The 17,776-nt window shown below is 31.9% G+C and carries 17 protein-coding genes; 5 read left to right on the top strand and 12 right to left on the bottom strand.

Annotation, left to right across the window (positions count from 1 at the left end):
* The first annotated feature begins 39 nt into the window (after positions 1–39).
* The 3 genes from KHA90_RS18445 to hemN all read left to right on the top strand — a co-directional run bounded on the left by KHA90_RS18445 (position 40) and on the right by hemN (position 2,464).
* Complete coding sequence (locus KHA90_RS18445; RefSeq protein ID WP_213304357.1) at positions 40–387, top strand: hypothetical protein; 348 nt, start codon at positions 40–42, stop codon at positions 385–387.
* A 116-nt stretch (positions 388–503) separates the two neighbouring features.
* Positions 504–980 (top strand): hypothetical protein, encoded by a 477-nt coding sequence (locus KHA90_RS18440; protein WP_213304354.1) that lies wholly within the window; start codon positions 504–506, stop codon positions 978–980.
* A gap of 119 nt (positions 981–1,099) precedes the next feature.
* On the top strand, positions 1,100–2,464 hold the full coding sequence (hemN, locus tag KHA90_RS18435) for an oxygen-independent coproporphyrinogen III oxidase (protein WP_213304351.1): 1,365 nt from the start codon (positions 1,100–1,102) through the stop codon (positions 2,462–2,464).
* On the opposite strand, the gene KHA90_RS18430 is transcribed toward hemN, so the two are convergent.
* The 8 genes from KHA90_RS18430 to KHA90_RS18395 all read right to left on the bottom strand — a co-directional run bounded on the left by KHA90_RS18430 (position 2,461) and on the right by KHA90_RS18395 (position 11,413).
* Positions 2,461–3,162: a sulfite exporter TauE/SafE family protein gene (locus tag KHA90_RS18430; RefSeq protein WP_213304349.1), complete on the bottom strand. Its 702-nt coding sequence runs from the start codon at positions 3,160–3,162 to the stop codon at positions 2,461–2,463. The two genes, hemN and KHA90_RS18430, sit on opposite strands and share 4 nt — an antisense overlap.
* 337 nt (positions 3,163–3,499) lie before the next feature.
* Positions 3,500–3,949 (bottom strand): FixH family protein, encoded by a 450-nt coding sequence (locus KHA90_RS18425; RefSeq protein WP_213304347.1) that lies wholly within the window; start codon positions 3,947–3,949, stop codon positions 3,500–3,502.
* Between the two features lie 11 nt (positions 3,950–3,960).
* Positions 3,961–5,379 (bottom strand): cytochrome c oxidase accessory protein CcoG, encoded by a 1,419-nt coding sequence (gene ccoG, locus KHA90_RS18420; protein ID WP_213304343.1) that lies wholly within the window; start codon positions 5,377–5,379, stop codon positions 3,961–3,963.
* 10 nt (positions 5,380–5,389) lie between these two features.
* Positions 5,390–6,328, bottom strand: a complete 939-nt coding sequence (locus KHA90_RS18415; protein WP_213304340.1) for a cbb3-type cytochrome c oxidase N-terminal domain-containing protein — start codon at positions 6,326–6,328, stop codon at positions 5,390–5,392.
* An 18-nt stretch (positions 6,329–6,346) separates the two neighbouring features.
* Positions 6,347–6,523 carry a CcoQ/FixQ family Cbb3-type cytochrome c oxidase assembly chaperone gene (locus KHA90_RS18410; protein ID WP_213304337.1) on the bottom strand — a complete coding sequence of 59 codons (177 nt, stop codon included), beginning with the start codon at positions 6,521–6,523 and terminating at the stop codon, positions 6,347–6,349.
* Between the two features lie 7 nt (positions 6,524–6,530).
* Entirely contained in the window at positions 6,531–8,717 is a 2,187-nt protein-coding gene (gene ccoN, locus KHA90_RS18405) for a cytochrome-c oxidase, cbb3-type subunit I (RefSeq protein WP_213304334.1), read from the bottom strand.
* 2 nt (positions 8,718–8,719) lie between these two features.
* Positions 8,720–8,911: a cbb3-type cytochrome oxidase assembly protein CcoS gene (ccoS, locus tag KHA90_RS18400; protein WP_213304331.1), complete on the bottom strand. Its 192-nt coding sequence runs from the start codon at positions 8,909–8,911 to the stop codon at positions 8,720–8,722.
* 111 nt (positions 8,912–9,022) lie between these two features.
* Positions 9,023–11,413, bottom strand: coding sequence for a heavy metal translocating P-type ATPase (locus tag KHA90_RS18395; protein ID WP_213304317.1), 2,391 nt, complete (start codon positions 11,411–11,413; stop codon positions 9,023–9,025).
* 203 nt (positions 11,414–11,616) lie between these two features.
* Here KHA90_RS18395 and KHA90_RS18390 point away from each other — a divergent pair, with 203 nt between their 5' ends.
* On the top strand, positions 11,617–12,297 hold the full coding sequence (locus KHA90_RS18390) for a Crp/Fnr family transcriptional regulator (RefSeq protein WP_213304314.1): 681 nt from the start codon (positions 11,617–11,619) through the stop codon (positions 12,295–12,297).
* Here the strand turns inward: KHA90_RS18390 and mazG are convergent, their stop codons facing one another.
* From mazG to def, 4 genes are all read right to left on the bottom strand, one after another.
* The gene (gene mazG / locus KHA90_RS18385; protein ID WP_213304311.1) at positions 12,298–13,068 is read right to left on the bottom strand and encodes a nucleoside triphosphate pyrophosphohydrolase; all 771 of its coding nucleotides are present in this window, start codon (positions 13,066–13,068) and stop codon (positions 12,298–12,300) included.
* Positions 13,069–13,173: 105 nt separating this feature from the next.
* The gene (locus tag KHA90_RS18380) at positions 13,174–13,950 is read right to left on the bottom strand and encodes a carbonic anhydrase (RefSeq protein ID WP_213304296.1); all 777 of its coding nucleotides are present in this window, start codon (positions 13,948–13,950) and stop codon (positions 13,174–13,176) included.
* Between the two features lie 247 nt (positions 13,951–14,197).
* Complete coding sequence (locus KHA90_RS18375; RefSeq protein ID WP_213304293.1) at positions 14,198–14,686, bottom strand: DUF5606 family protein; 489 nt, start codon at positions 14,684–14,686, stop codon at positions 14,198–14,200.
* Positions 14,687–14,753: 67 nt separating this feature from the next.
* Positions 14,754–15,344 (bottom strand): peptide deformylase, encoded by a 591-nt coding sequence (gene def / locus KHA90_RS18370; RefSeq protein ID WP_213304290.1) that lies wholly within the window; start codon positions 15,342–15,344, stop codon positions 14,754–14,756.
* Positions 15,345–15,544: 200 nt separating this feature from the next.
* Between def and KHA90_RS18365 the strand changes: the two genes are divergently transcribed.
* Complete coding sequence (locus KHA90_RS18365) at positions 15,545–17,767, top strand: FUSC family protein (RefSeq protein WP_213304287.1); 2,223 nt, start codon at positions 15,545–15,547, stop codon at positions 17,765–17,767.
* The last annotated feature ends 9 nt before the right edge of the window (positions 17,768–17,776 follow it).

The raw sequence follows: 17,776 nt of genomic DNA, 5'->3' as shown, positions 1-17,776 counted from the left end.
AATTTCTTTAATTGTATTATATGAGTTAAATTCGCCACCATGAATTGGATTCGTAAAACCGTTATATTTTTATCACTTTTGATAATCGCTTTTTTTGCTGTTCAGGCAAATGAATCGACTATTCAAATAACTGAAAATCAAAAAACGGATACCAATTTTTCTATAGATCACGCAGATTCATTAGCTTTTATACAACCTCAGGCAGCTTACCAATTTGCTGCAAATATAAAAAGCACCCCTACTATTTTAGTTAAATGGTTTGACTCTTTACTGATGATTATTCCTCAGCATAAAGCAGTTAAATCAACATCAAACTTTGCAAATCAGTTTGCAGCCCAGAGCAAAAAAGTCCTCTTGATGCTCTATCCCTTCCATTTTTTCTGGTAGACAACTCATGAAATTCTAACTTAGGAAATACATACTTTTTCCTAACAATTTGAAATGCTTTTTCCTCAAAAGCCCTTTCATCTTTTCATAATAATTACCAAATTTTAAAAAATTCCATGGAAACAAGTGTAACCATAATTGGTATTGTGATCGCAATCATAGTAGCCATTCCCGTATATTTTTCAGCAAGATCAAGTGCTGCAAATAAATCAAAAATTTTAAACATAAAAAAGAAGTTCAATCCAACTCATCCCGATGATTTTGATTTAACTGAATCTCAAAGCAATAAAACGCTTACAATAGATCAAAAAAACAGAAAATTTATACTGATGAATTTCAATCCAAATCAACAAGAATCTATATATCTGGATTTAAAAAGTGTTTCATCCTGCAAATTAGTTTTAACAACCGAAGGACCATCAGACACTATTGTAAAAATTGATTTCGAATTTCAGGAAAAAGAAACTTCTAAAAAAATTACAATACCATTCTATGATTTTGATGATGACCGCATCAAACAAATAAGCGCGTACCAAGATCATCAGTTTGCAAAAAAATGGCATAAAATCATTCAAGATTCTATTTCACGTTAGTTATTTAATTCAGAAAAGAGGCTCCTTGTGAGTCTCTTTTTTTTGCCTGATACATGATATTTGTCATTTTATCTCTACTTCATAAATTCTAATTTTGATTTGAAACAAATTCCGATTTTATGAAAATCTCTCTGACTCAAAAATGCAATGTCCCAGGTCCCAGATATACAAGTTATCCAACAGTTCCGTACTGGAACGAAAGTGATTTCACAAGTCAAAAATGGATTGAGTCATTTCAGAAAGCATTTTTAGAAAGTAATTCTCAAAACGGAATCAGTTTATACATTCATTTACCATTCTGCGAAAGCATGTGTACATTTTGTGGCTGCAATAAACGAATTACAAAAAATCATTCAGTCGAAGAAACGTATATAAAAGCAGTTCTCAAGGAATGGGATTTATACTGCAAATTATTACCTGAAAAACCTTTAATAAAAGAAATACATTTAGGTGGAGGAACTCCAACATTTTTTTCCATAAACAATTTAGAACAACTCATAAACGGTATTCTTTGTAAAGCAGAGAAAGCTGAAAATTATGAATTTAGTTTTGAAGGTCATCCTAATAATACAACCTACGATCAACTTAAAAAGTTATATGATTTAGGATTTCGACGAGTAAGTTTTGGTGTTCAGGATTATGCTGAAAAGGTTCAAAAAGCAATTCATAGAATTCAGCCTTTTCATAATGTAGCAAAAGTTACTTTTTGGGCAAAAGAAATTGGTTATACTTCAATAGGTCATGATATTATCTTTGGTTTGCCTTTTCAGACCATTGAAAATGTAATTGATACAGTTGAAAAAACAAACTCTTTAAAACCGGATCGTCTGGCTTTTTACAGTTATGCCCATGTGCCATGGATAAAAGGAAACGGACAACGTGGATTTGATGAAGAGAATCTTCCTAAGGATGCTGAAAAAAGAAAACTATACGAAACAGGAAAACAAATGCTTTCTAAAAACGGTTATACAGAAATAGGAATGGATCATTTTGCACTAAAATCTGATAGTTTATATAAAGCCACAACAAACAAACAATTACATCGAAATTTCATGGGTTATAGCGCCTCAAAAACGCAACTTATGATTGGTTTAGGAGTTTCTTCTATTAGTGATAGTTGGTACAGCTTTGCGCAAAATACAAAAAGTATTGAAGATTATTATCTATTATTAGAACACGATAAATTACCTGTAGTAAAAGGTCATATCCTAAGCAATGAGGATTTGATTATTAGAAAACACATTTTAAATCTCACCTGCGAATTTGAAACTTCCTGGAGCAAAGAAGCACTTTATTTCAAAGAAATTCCGGATGTTCTGGAAAATTTAAAAGAAATAGAAAAAGATCAATTAATTATAATTGAAGGAGATAAAATAAAAATTACCGAAGCCGGAAGACCTTTTGTTCGTAATATATGTATGGCTTTTGATTTACATTTAAAAAGAAAATCACCAGAAACTAACTTATTTTCAATGACAGTTTAATGACAATTAGGAGTTGCTTGTACAAACAAATTCATATTAGATGGAGAAATATAAGGAATTCCTAATCCAAGTCCTCTTAAGATAAATAACACGCCAATCACTACAGCGACATAGGGAATTGCTTTTTGAATTTTATTTCGAAAAGGAAGCTTTAATAATGAATGCACATAAACAACAATTGTCATTAAGGGCACAGTTCCTAATCCGAATAAAAGCATATATAAAACTCCAAAGCCCGCACTTTGCATTGCAATTGCACCAAATAATGCTACATAAACCATTCCGCATGGTAAAAAGCCATTCAATAATCCTATTGTAAAAAGTGATTTATAGGTTTTCTTTTTAAACTGGTTTCCTAAACTGGATTTTACTTTTGAAATAATTCTATAAACCGGTTTTGAAAAATTATATTTTGAAAAAGTTTTTTCAGGAATCAAAACCACAATAATCATGGTTAAACCAATAATAACAGACATTTTTTGTTGTATTCCGGCAAGAAAAAACCCTCTGCCTAATAATCCAAAAATCAATCCGATTGTCGCGTAGGCGTTTAATCGTCCTAAATGATAAATGATTATCTGAGTAACTTTTTTAGCTTCATTTTGATGATCCACGGGCAACATCATAGCAATTGGTCCACACATTCCAATACAGTGTAAACTACTAATCAATCCTAATATAAAAGCAGAGTATAACATTTGTTTCGTTTTTTGCCAGTTATTATTTGAATTAAAAACGTTTTTTTTTAAATCAAATAATTTAGGTGTCAATTTAATATATTGTTGTCTCTGTCCTTTTTAGAAAATAAAAAAAATCAGGCAAAGACGCAAAGTTTTATACACAATATTGTCATTTCGATAAAGGAGAAATCTCTGCGAGAAGCTCGACAAAGATTGGACTTGCGTTGTGGAGTTACTTACGGGGATTTCTCCTCCGTCGAGATGACAACTTTTTGCGATTTTGCGAGAGATTTATTCGACATAACAGTATTGATTTTTTAACTTAATGACATTGCCCGTAGGAATTACACAATCGTTAATTCACATAGATAACCTCTTTCGATAGATAGCTTTTACCATTGTATTGCCATTCCATATTAACATCCCAACGTCCTTTTATTAATTTACTTTTAGGAATTAGTAAAGATGAATTTATCAAAGCAATTTGAATCTCAAAATCAAATTTCTTATTTGAAGGTCTGTATAATAATATATTACCTTTTATTTTATCAGTTTCGTACGTCACAGGAAAAGTCACCTTTACTCCTTCTTGAGAATACTTCACTGAAGGCTTCTGTTGTAAATCATGAGCATTTTGAATGCGCGCCATTTCTTCTTGAAAATGTGAATCGTGTTTGTAATATTCTTCTACAACTAAGTCGTTGTCATATTTACTATTTGATTGCACCTGAAAAACAAAATATAATATAAATGTCATAAAGAGTGCAAATGCAATAACAATTCCTGTTCCCCAATTGATTTTCATGGTATTTTCTTTTAATTAAAACTTCTTGGTCCTAAAAAATTTGTAGCAGTTTTTTCCAGCAGCTCTTTGCCATTATAAACTCCAATTTCAACTTTGGTTTTATCACTTTCTAAAAGCACTTTATCTATTTCTATAAATAATGTACCTTGTGAAATTCCTTCTTTTTTTATTTTAAAATGTTCGTTTCCTACCTTTTTAATTTGTCCTTTTTGATCGATTAATTCAAAATGAATATCATTATAATCTTTCATGGTTTTATTGACAATTTTATAGGTATAAACATTACTGATTTTATCGCCTTTATGCTGAAAAAGCTGTCCCGGTAAACGTAAAATTATAGCTTCAACATTTGTACGTAAAAACACCATTCCGATAAAAACGCTTAATAAAATGAACAAAACAGCGGTGTAACCCTTCATTCTGGCTGTGAATTTGAAAGGCTCTTTTTTAGCAATTTCATCTTCAGATGCGTAACGAATAAGTCCTTTTGGCAAACCAACAGTTTCCATTATAGTATCACACTCATCGATACAAGCGGTACAATTGGTACATTCTAATTGCGTTCCGTTTCTAATGTCAATTCCCATTGGGCAAACATGAACACATTGATGACAATCAATGCAATCTCCTTTTCCTGTAAGTGCTCTGTCTTCTTTTTTATTAAATTTTGCACGGCCTTCTTCTTTCTCCCCACGGACAAAATCATACGCTACATTGATTGATTTGTTGTCTAAAAGTACTCCCTGCAATCTTCCGTAAGGACAAGCAATTATACAAACCTGTTCGCGAAACCATACAAAAACAAAATAGAAAACTCCTGTAAAAATAAGTAGCGCAATAAAATTACTTGCTTGTAGAACCGGACCTTGTTCTACCATTAAAAACAACGTATCGCTACCCACTAAATATGCGAGAAAGATATTTGCAATACCAAAAGAAATCAAGAAAAAAATAGTCCACTTGATAAGTCTTTTACGGATTTTTTCTGCATTCCATTCTTGTCTTGCTAAACGCGATTGCGCTCCACGATCACCGTCAATCCAATATTCGATTCGGCGGAAAACCATTTCAAGAAAAATAGTCTGAGGACAAATCCATCCACAAAAAATTCTTCCAAAAACAACTGTAAATAAGATTATAAAAACAATCCCGACAAGCATTGATATTACAAACAAATAAAAATCCTGAGGCCAAAAAGGAAATCCGAAAATATTGAAACGACGTTCCATAACATTGAACATCATAAATTGATTTCCGTTTACTTTAATAAACGGATTTGCAACTAAAATAGCCAATAGGATATAACTAACTATTTTTCGATAATCATAGAACTTACCAGACGGTTTTTTAGGAAAAATAAATTTTCTATTACCTCCTTCATCAATAGTTCCAATGGTATCTCTAAAAGCTTCGTCTGGTAAATTTGACATGATTATGTAATTATTTTTTAACTTCAGTACTTTCATTTTTTGTACTTGCAGTGGCATCTTTTGGAGCACTTTCATCTACCCAAACTTCACCTTCCGGAGCTTTTGGTTCTTTTGGATTACTTCCTTGCAGAGACAAAATATAACTGGCAACTTTTTGAATTTCTTTTGGTTTTAAACCATTGGTTTTCCATGAGACCATTCCTTTTCCGTCACGTCCTCCGTTTGTTATCGTATGAAAGACGTTTTTAATTCCTCCACCCAAAATCCAATGATCATCTGTTAAGTTTGGTCCAATTTGCCCTCCCGCATCAGCTCTGTGACACGCTGCACAATTTGTTGTAAAAATCTCTTTACCGGCAGCTAAATCTGTAGCATCAGTAAGTAAAACAACTGATTTTTCATCCATTAAATCCGGTGCAGTTTTTAGATATTCCTCGACATCAATTTTTGCCTGCGCCATTTCCGTTTTCAATTCAGCTTCCTGATCATCACCTCCAAAAACTTCGTAACGGGCAAAATAAATCACACCAAAAATGATTCCCCCATAAAATAAATACACCCACCACGGTGGTAAATTATTATCTAGTTCCTTAATTCCGTCATAATCATGATCCATTAACAAATCGCCTTCATTTTCTATTGGCTGCGTTTTGGTAAGTTTTTGCATTAATTCTTTGTACCAGGTACTTTCTTGTAAACTAAGACTATTTTCATAGGCTAATTTTGCTTTTTCTTCGGGTGTCATTAATTGATACATGACACGATTTACTGCGCTCATTGTTATTTCGATGGCAATCAGAATAAACAGAAAGACAAAAAGAAATACTGAAACCATTGGGTATCTTATAAAAGCAGGACGATCACCTGAATCTATAAAGTATTCCATCAAAGCAAAAACGATGAAGAAAATCAGTGGCACTCTTAAATATACTGGGAAAAATTTTTTCATTTTAAATATCTTTTGAAATTATACAGCTCCTTCATCTAAAGGAATTTCACTCATTTCCTGAATTTTTTCTTTTTTATAAGAGAATACCCAAAAGCCTAAGCCTACAAAAAAGAAAAAAAAGATTAGCAGAGACAGAATCGGGTAAACTTCTATACCCGATATATTCTCCATATTGTGTTTTATTTGTTCAAACATAATGTTGTTATTTTGAAGTGTCTTTTACTTTTATATCTGTTCCAAGTCTTTGTATATAAGCTATAAGAGCAACAATTTCTCTTTCATTCATTGGAACAAATTTTTCACCTTTTGCAGCAGCTTTTTTCTTGCTATCCTCGTAACTTTTTACAAAATCAGGATCATTTTCTAAGCTTTTTTCAATTGAAAGCGCTTGAGTTCTTAATGTTTTTTGAGCATTTGCAACTTCTGCTTCGGTATATGGAACTCCAAGTGTTACCATGATCTGCATTTTCTTTTGTGTTAATGAAATATCCATTGCCTCATTATCAAACAGCCATTTATAACCTGGCATAATTGAACCTGCAGAAATACTTTGCGGATTCCAGAAATGGTTAAAATGCCAATTGTCATTATACTTCCCACCTACTCTTAATAAATCCGGACCTGTACGTTTTGAACCCCAAAGAAATGGGTGATCATAAACAAATTCTCCTGCTTTAGCTTGTGGTCCGTAACGTTCAACTTCACTTCTGAAAGGACGAACGGATTGTGAGTGACAACCTACACAACCTTCTCTAATATATAAGTCTCGTCCTTCAAGTTCTAAAGGCGAATATGGTTTTACACTGCTAATTGTAGGTATATTTGATTTTACCATAAGTGTTGGCACAATTTGAATTACACCTCCAATTAAAATAGCAATTGTAGCTAAAATGGTCAACTGAATTGGCTTTCTTTCTAACCATGAATGGAATTTTTCTCCATTAATTCTTCCGCTGCTTATTCTTTGTAAAGCCGGAGCCTGAGCTAATTCATCTTCAATAGTATTTCCTGCTCTAACAGTCCTGATAATATTGTAAACCAATGTCAGCATTCCTATTAAATACAAAGTACCTCCAATGGCTCTCATCCAATATAATGGCATAATTGCTGTAACTGTTTCCAGGAAATTACCGTAAGTTAAAGTTCCGTCAGGGTTAAATTGTTTCCACATCGAAGCTTGTTGAAAACCAGCTACGTACATTGGAACTGTATATAAAATAATTCCTAAAGTACCAATCCAGAAATGGAAGTTTGCTAGTTTATTTGAGAATAATTTGCTTTTTGTCATTCGTGGAATTAACCAATAAATAATACCAAATGACATAAATCCATTCCATGCTAAAGCTCCTACGTGTACGTGTGCAACGATCCAGTCTGTGTAATGCGCTATAGCGTTTACGTTTTTTAATGAAAGCATTGGTCCCTCAAAAGTTGCCATTCCGTAACCTGTAATTGCTACGACAAAGAATTTCAAAACCGGCTCTTCACGAACTTTATCCCATGCACCTCTTAAAGTTAAAAGTCCGTTGATCATACCTCCCCAAGACGGAGCGATAAGCATTACTGAAAAAGCGACTCCTAAATTTTGTGCCCAACTTGGCAAAGCCGAATATAATAAATGGTGTGGTCCTGCCCAGATATAAATAAAAATCAATGACCAAAAGTGAATAATAGAAAGACGATAAGAATAAATGGGACGATTAGCAACTTTTGGGATAAAGTAATACATCAATCCTAAAAATGGAGTTGTTAGGAAAAATGCCACCGCATTATGCCCATACCACCATTGTACTAATGCATCCTGAACTCCTGCGTAAACAGAATAACTTTTAAATGCTGAAACAGGAATTTCTATGTTATTAAAGATGTGCAAAACGGCTACAGTAACAAATGTTGCCAGATAAAACCAAATTGCTACATATAAGTGACGTTCTCTACGACGTAACATTGTACCAATCATATTAATTCCCATTACAACCCAGATAACAGCGATCGCAATATCAATAGGCCATTCTAATTCAGCATATTCTTTTGATGAAGTATATCCTAGCGGTAATGTAATCGCAGCGGCGACAATAATAAGTTGCCAGCCCCAAAAATGCAGGTTACTTAAAAAGTCACTGAACATTCTGGCTTTTAGCAATCGCTGCATGGAATAATACATTCCGGCAAAAAAAGCATTTCCTACAAAGGCAAAAATTACTGCATTAGTATGCAAAGGTCTTAACCTGCCGTAGCTAAGCCATGAAATACCATCTGTGATGTTGGGAAAAAGGTACATAACCGCTAAGGTTAGCCCTACTAACATACCTACCACTCCAAAGAGAATAGTGGCGTAAATGAATTTTTTTACAATTTTGTTGTCGTAATAAAACTGTTCCATTTCCATAATTATACTTGTTTTTCTTCTGTTGTTGATTGATTATTTGGGGGAGTAATTTTAGTCTCATCATCAAAAAGCATCCTGACCGACGGCGTATAATCATCGTCATATTGTCCGGATTTGACAGCGACGATAAATGCAATAAAGAACCCTATTGCTACAAAAATGCTTACTGATATTAATAGATAAATGACACTCATATCCTAGATTTATGTTAACAAAATTAACAGTTCAGCAACTATTAAAACATGATAATTATCATAATAGAACGATATGTTAAATGTAGGAAAAAATACTTAATAAAATGTTAATTATTTATTTAAATTACTGTTGCTGAAATAATTAGACATAATAGTAACAAAACTAACTATCGTAATAGTACTCAAAGGCATGATTATAGCGGCTACTAAAGGAAGAAGATTACCGGTCACCGCAAAAGAAAGTCCAACAATATTGTACAGCAGTGATAAAACAAAACTCATTTTAATAATTGAAATTGACTTTTGTGATAATTTTAAAAAATAATTCAGGCGTGAAAACTCAGATGCATCTAAAATTGCATCACAAGCCGGAGAAAAAACATTGACATTTTCTGAGATAGAAATCCCGACATTGCTTTGCGCCAAAGCTCCGGCATCATTCAAACCGTCACCAACCATCATTACATTTTGTCCCTGATCCTGCAGGTATTTAATAAAATCAAGTTTTTGTTCGGGCTTTTGATTAAAAATCAATTCCGTCCCTTTTGGTAAAATGGATTCAAGATTACTTCTTTCCCCATCGTTATCTCCGGAAAGCACTTTTATCTGATAATTTTTACTTAGCGTTACAAATAATTTCTCAAGACCTTCTCTATATTGATTTTGAAAAACAAACCTGCCCAAATACTGATTGTCAATTTTAATGTGAAGTGCTGTTTTTTCAATTTCAGACGTATCTAAGATCGGATTATCAACAAATGAAGCTGATCCGATTTTAATGATTTTATTTTTTACAGAAGCCAGAATTCCTTTTCCTGTTATTTCCTGAAAATCGCTAATTGCTATTTTTTTTGTTTCATTTAAAAAATCATATAACATTCGGCTTAAAGGATGGTTTGAGCCACGTAAAACATTTTTTATCAGAATATAATCCTCGTCCGAAATCGTATTTCCTTCATAAACAATGTTTGACTTTTTATTGGTTGTGATTGTTCCGGTTTTATCAAAAACTATGGTATCCACTTTTGCTAATTGCTCAATTACTAATGCATTTTTAAGATACATTTTCTGCTTGCCCATAATTCTTAGAATATTTCCGAAAGTAAAAGGTGCGGTTAAAGCTAATGCGCAAGGACAAGCCACAATTAAAACTGCTGTAAAAACATTAAAAGCCGTATTGGCATCGATAAATATCCAATATCCAAAACCTGCAAAAGCAATCAATAATAATATAGGAGTAAAATATCGGCTTATTGCATCTGTAATGGTTTTATGTTTTTGAAATACTTTTTTCTGAAAAATTTCATTACTCCACAATTGTGTCAGGTAACTTTGTGAAACGGAATGCAATACTTCCATTTCAACTACTTTACCAATTCGTTTTCCTCCGGCAAAAACTTTATCTCCGGATTTTTTAGTAATAGGAACAGCTTCTCCGGTTACAAAACTATAATCAATTTCGGCTTTTTCACTTATTAAAATTCCATCAACGGGAATCAATTCCTGATTCCTAATCAATAATCTGTTTCCTTTTAGGACATCATATATAGGTACACTTTCTTCTGATGTATCTGAATTGATTCTGGTTACTGCAATTGGAAAATAGGATTTGAAATCTCTTTCGAAACTTAAAAAACTATAGGTTTTTATCTGGAACATTTTTCCAAGCAGCATAAAGAAAACCAATCCTGTTAAGCTATCGAAAAAACCTGATCCATAATTCATTACAATATCAAAAGTGCTTCGAACAAACATTACTATTATTCCTAAAGCAATTGGAATATCGATATTAAGCATTTTAGATTTTATACTTTTATAGGCTGAAACATAATAACCACTTGCCGAATATAAAAAACTAGGCAATGCTAAAATGAAGATTAAAATTCTAAAAAATGGTTTGTAATTATCTAACCAAAATTCTTTTATTTCAAAATATTCCGGAAATGATAAAAGCATTATGTTTCCGAAACAAAAAAATGCAACACCTAATTTATAAGTTAACGTTCTGTCTACATTTGTTTTACCGGTTTCATAGTTTTCTAAACTTATATAAGGTTCATATCCTATTGAACTTAACAAGTAAACAATAGTTTTGAGCGAAACAAGATCTGAGTTAAAAGTAATTCGAACTCTTTTTTCAGGAAAATTAACTTGTGAAATGCTTATTCCAAGCTGAAGTTTGTTTAGGTTTTCGAGAATCCAGATGCAGGAACTGCAATGAATGTGCGGAATATTTAATGAAGCTATTGAAGTGTTTCCTTCCTGAAATTCCAATATTTTTGACAATATCGCTTCGTTGTCTAAAAAGTCGTATTTCCCCTGAATGTCTTTTGGAGTGGCACCTGGAGAATTTTCAAAATCATAATAACAGGTTAAATCATGAAGGCTAAAAATTTCGTAAACGGTTTTACATCCATTGCAACAAAACTTTTTTTCATCAAAATTGATCTCTTCATTTTTTTCAATGGTTAACCCACAATGAAAACAATTCTGCTCACTCATAAAATTTGTTTTTTTAGATACAGCAAATGTTAAAAAAATACGAGATTCCAGTTATGATAATTATCATATTATATTTAAAACGGATTTTAAATTTAACGAATTAAAATAAGCAAATAGAAATAATACTCTTTTTCTTCTTATTTTCAGGAATAATAAGCCTTAGAACGCAAATATTGGTTAATTTTGCAGTAAATTTTTTTGCCATGAATAAATGTGATCAATGCATCGTACGACAACTGTCTTCTCTTAAAGCACTTAACAAAGACGAAGTTGTAAAATTGGCTAATAGTAAGACTACGTATAAAATTAAAAAAGGTGATGCAATTTTTGAAGAAGGTGAAGTAACTAATGGTGTCTTTTGCATAAAAGATGGTGTTGGAAAACTTTCTAAATTAAGTGCAAACGGAAAAGACCAGATTGTAAAACTGGTACAAGCAGGTGAACTTTTAGGACAACGTTCTATGATTAGTAACGAACCTGCAAACTTATCTGCCAAAGCTGTTGCAGATATGGAAGTTTGTTTTATTCCGAAAAGTGAAATTTTACACTTTTTTAATAATAACAATCAGTTTTCTATGAATTTGATGCAATCTGTTTGCGAAGATTTAAAAGAATCTGAAAACGATAAAATTGCCTTAGTTCAAAAAACAGTAAAACAGCGTTTAGCCGAAACGTTATTACATTTGCATGATACCTTTGGCGAAAATGAAGATAAAACTTTAAAAGTTCAACTTACGAGGGAAGAACTTGCTGGAATTATTGGTACCGCTACAGAAAGCTGTATTAGATTATTATCTGATTTTAATAAACTGGATTTAATTGAATTAGTAGGTAAAAAAATAATGCTTAAAAATATCAAAGCATTAAAAAAAATGGCTGAATAATTACAGCTTTTTAGCTTCGTTCCAAAATACATCCATTTCTGCCAAAGTCATATCCATTAAAGGTTTACCTAATTCACCGGCTTTGCTTTCCAGGTATTGAAAACGTTTAATAAATTTTTTGTTAGTACGTTCTAAAGCATCTTCAGGATTAACATTTAGAAAACGCGCATAATTGATCATTGAGAATAAAACATCTCCAAATTCAGCTTCAATTTTATCCTGATCGCCTGCTTCTACTTCAACCTGCAGTTCTTGTAATTCTTCCTGTACTTTATCCCAAACCTGATGTGGTTCTTCCCAATCAAAACCAACGCCTTTTACCTTATCCTGAATTCTGCTTGCTTTTACCAACGCGGGTAGACTTTTAGGAACTCCTTCCAGAACAGATTTTTTGCCTTCTTTAAGTTTTAACTTTTCCCAGTTTTGTTTTACTTCTTCTTCATCTTTTACAACGGTATCGCTATAAATATGAGGATGACGATGAATGAGCTTCTCACAAATTTCATTGCAAACATCAGCAATATCAAAATCATTGGTTTCTGATCCTATTTTTGCATAAAAAACAATGTGTAATAATAAATCACCTAATTCTTTTTTTACTTCATTAAGATCATCATCTAAAATAGCATCTCCTAATTCATAAGTTTCTTCGATTGTAAGATGTCTAAGGGTTTGTAACGTTTGCTTTTTATCCCACGGACATTGCTCACGAAGCTCATCCATGATAATTAATAATCTTTCGAATGCCTGAAGTTGAGGTTCTTTGCTCATTGTATTTATTTATTAGATCAAAATTAATTCATTTTACTAATTAATGCATGCAATAAACAAAAAAGAAGGTCAAAAAGACCTTCTTTAATATATATAATAATTCTTTTATATTGATTCCTTGATTATTCGACCATTTAATGGCTGAACGTTTCTGAAATTATTAACTGGCATTATTTTTCTTAGGTCTTCTATAATTTTAGAAGAAACTCCAATTGAATTTTTAAAAATAAACCATTGAACACCTTCGGTACATGGCGGAGTAGTAAGCGAACCTATGTAAGTATAATAGGTTTTATTTTCCGGCAAGACGCTATTGATATTAAAATCTTCATTTATTTTAATACTCTCATTCACTTTTACCGGTAAATACTTATCCAGAAATTCAAAAGCTTCATTACTTTGTTTGTCTTCCTGAGCCATAATTGCAATTACAGCATACTTACCATCCTTATTCATATGAACCATGTGAACCACTAACGGATATCTAATACCTCGAATAGTATGTTCTGCCGGTTCATGAAAATGAAATTGTTTTAATTCATATTTATCCCCATCAATCATAATATAATCGTCAGGCTCAAAATCAAACTGAATGGAATGTCCATTATTTATTACGTCGTGAATTCTTGTTTTTGTATCATAATGAAAATCAATTGGCAGTAAAGTTTTATCCGTTTCTGTTTCCTCTATATCAATTGGTGATTGTGCGTTTCCCCCGCAGTCATTCTGATCAATTTCTGACCAATGTTCCGGACCAGTTTCTCCTTCATAGTTCCAATGTTTTTTTTCCTCTTCATTTGATGAATTATTTTTGTCTGTGCAAGATGCCATCATCAACATCAAAGCTGAACCTAACAAAATTTTTGTTGTTACTTTTTTCATTTTTTTATTTAAAATTTAAAATTGTTTACAAATAAATCTCTTATTATAAATCTTCAAAATCAAAAGTTGCCTTGACAATACAAACTTTTAACCTAAAATAATTAAATAGAGTTATTTCTTACAAAAATATATTTTAAATTTTGTTTCATAACTAATAAATATCATAAATAATAAAAAACTTACAAAAAAAATCCCTGTTAAGAAAATATCTCAACAGGGATTTAATTAATTTGAATATATAAAATTACTATTCTTCTTCTTTCTTAGCTTTTGCTTTTTTAGCAGCATGTGCTTTTTTTGGTTTTTCTTCAGCTACTGGAGTTTCCTCTTGAGATTCAGTTGGAGCCGGAGCTAAATCTGTAACCAAGCCTTTAGCCTGAAGGGTATTGTACCAGTTTAATACTTTTTTAATATCCGAAGGGTAAACTCTTTCTGCATCATAATCAGCAAGAATTTCTTTGAAATAAGCTGCTAATGTAGCATTATCTTCTTTGTGAGAAATAGCCTGACCTTTGTTTTCTTTTGTTGCAATACGCTGCATTACTTCAGTCAATGGTTTTTCTCCATCGTAAGTGTAAATTGAAATCTCTGATAATAAACTTACGTTACTTTTTAAGTTAACAGTAATTTTTTTTCCGTCTGTCAATGATTCTGCCACAAAACCTGTACGAGTTTGCACTTTCAATACATATAAACCTGGTTTTCCAGATATGGCTAAAATTTTCTCTAAATTCATGTTTATTAAAATTAGTATTAAGAATTTGATTTATTATATTTTATTGAATTTGAATTTCTTCAATCAATTATCTTCCTTTTTTAGCGGCAGCAAATTTCATTCTGTACTCCTGAAAAGTTTTGCCTTCGGTAATATTTTTTAATTTCTTTTGTATCAAACGTTTTTTTAATGATGATATTTTATCCGTAAATAAAACGCCTTCAATATGGTCGTATTCATGCTGAATAACTCTTGCAATCAAACCATCAAAAACTTCTGTTTTCATTACAAAATCTTCTTCGCAATATTCAATAGTAACGGTTGGTTTTCTATAAACATCTTCGCGTACGTCAGGAATGCTTAAACAACCTTCGTTAAAACTCCATTCTTCACCTTCTTCTTTAAGAATTTTAGCATTTATAAAAGTTTTTTTGAAACCTTTTAAATCTTTTTGCTCATCAGCAGGTAAATCATCATCATCACTAAAAGGAGTCGTATCAATAATAAACAAACGAATAGGCACACCTACTTGCGGTGCAGCAAGTCCTACTCCTAAAGCGTTGTACATTGTCTCGTACATGTTTGCTATTGTTTCTTTTAAGTTTGGATATTCCGGCGTAATTACCTCACCCACTTTTCTTAAAACAGGATCTCCATATCCTACAATTGGTAAAATCATTTGTATTATTTTAATGTATTATCTAATGAAAACTCCTGAATTTAGTTCTCATAATTCAGCTGGCAAAAATAGTAAAAAATAGTCAAGAATAATTCTAAAGACGTTTTATATCGCATTTTTTGCATACTGATTGAAATCTCATCCATAATTATGCCAAATTATTTCGTACAATTCGTACTTTTGTTAGTAAACCTCACTATATGATTGATCGTATTTCGAAATTCACCAACAGTACTTCTTTTTTAAACGCCTCCAAAGTAACCATTGCTTCTGTTGTTCCTGTTTTAGTTTTGAATTTTATAGGACATTTCGAAATAGGCTTTACAATTGCGTTAGGTGCATTTTTTACTTATCCCAGTGATGTTCCCAGTTCTTTAAGTCATAAAATAAAGGGACTAATTGTTGCGTCATTTATAGTATCAGGCGTAAATTTATTAGTAAATCTTGCTTATCCGTATCCATTTTTATTTTATCCGTTTTTAGTTCTATTACTTTTTTTATGTTCAATGATTTCGGTTTATGGTCAACGTGCTACTTTAGTTTCGTTTTCGGCTTTATTATCGATTTCATTATCATTTGGTCATTTACATACCGGTTTAGAAGCTTTTGAATATTCAGGATTTATTTTTATTGGAGGAATTTTATATTTAATTGTATCGCTTGTATTTCATTTTGTACAACCTTATAAGTATGTTGAATTGCAAATTGCAGAAGGTATAAAATTAACGGCAAAATATTTAAAACTAAGAGGTGATTTATGGTCTCCCGAAGCTAATAGAAAAGCCATTATCGAAAAACAATTAAGTGTTCAGGTTGATTTAAATCTGATTCATGAAGATTTACGAAAAATGCTTATTGGCAATCAAAATGCATCTGCAACTACAAGTCAGAACCGAAAAATGCTGCTTGTATTTATAACATTGGTAGAAATTCAGGAACTAGCATTATACACTTCATTTGACCATAGTAAACTTCATGAAAAATTTGCGAAACATCCTGATGTTCTCAGAACGTACCAAAATGTAGCGTATAAACTGGCTTCGACTTTAAAGAAACTTTCTAAAAACGTACATCATATTAGTGTATATGTTGATAAAAATGACTTGAAAAATGAACTTGACGCTCTGGAATTTGCCATTTTTGATTATGAAAAAAGTTTAGGCAAAGATGACGCTGCCGAAGGCGTTTTGATGTTGACCAATATGCTGAAATATGCTAAAAACCAAGTTGGAAAAATTAAAATTATTCAGCGTGCTTTTTCACTTGCCATGCAATCTTATAAATTAAAAGATAAAGACAAGGAGCTTGAAAAATTCCTGACGCCTCAATATTATCCATTGCGTACTTTAATAGAAAATTTAAGCTATTCATCTTCTATTTTCAGGCACTCATTACGATTGACTATCACAATCATGATTGGGTTAATTATAGGCGGATTGTTAAACGTTCAAAACACGTATTGGATTTTACTAACTATTGTTGTAATCATGCGTCCGGGTTATGGCTTAACAAAAGAACGTTCTTATAATAGAATTTTCGGAACTATTTTGGGGGGCGTTATTGCTTTTGGAATTGTTTTAATAATTCAGAACCACTTTGCTCTTAGTATATTATCTATTGTTTGTATGCTTCTTGGTATTTCCTTTACACAAATCAACTATAAAATTAGTGCGACATTTGTTACTATGTATGTTGTTTTTATTTACGGAATTCTGGTTCCTAATATTGTTCAGGTGATACAATTTAGAGTTATAGACACACTTGCCGGAGCCACACTTGCTTTTTTAGCCAATCAGTTTTTATGGCCTGCGTGGGAATTTATTAATACGCCAATTCATATTGAAAACTCTATTAGGGCCAATAGAAATTATCTTAAGGAAATTGCTGATTTTTATAATATAAAAGGTGAGATTCCTACTTCGTACCGATTGGCAAGAAAAAATGCTTTTGTAGAAATTGGCAATTTAATGACGTCTTTTCAACGTATGATGCAGGAACCAAAATCGAAACAAAAAACGCTTCCGCTAGTTAATAAATTGGTGGTTTTAAATCATTCAATATTATCGGCGTTAGCTTCGTTATCAACTTATATTCAATCACACCAGACAACATCAGCATCAGAATCATTTAATTATATTATAAAAACGATACTTTCAAATTTAGATCATTCGATTTCTATTTTACGAAATGAAATTATTATAACGGATACATTTTTTGATAAGGAAGATGTGACTTTACAATTTGAAGAACTCAAAAGAATCAATTTCACGCGTTTAATTAAGGATGATGAATTAGATAAAGAAACACGCCAGGCAAAAATGCAGGAAGCCCAAATGGTCATTGAACAATTAATATGGATGAGTAATCTGGCAGAAAAGATTTTGAAAATTACGGAAGAATTTAAAGCAACAAATCCAGATTAATTCATCTGG

Origin of the sequence: Flavobacterium psychroterrae, assembly GCF_018380615.1 — a bacterium.
GTDB lineage: Bacteria > Bacteroidota > Bacteroidia > Flavobacteriales > Flavobacteriaceae > Flavobacterium > Flavobacterium psychroterrae.
Note: the sequence above shows the minus strand (reverse complement) of the source record. Positions and strands in the feature narration are given on the sequence as shown.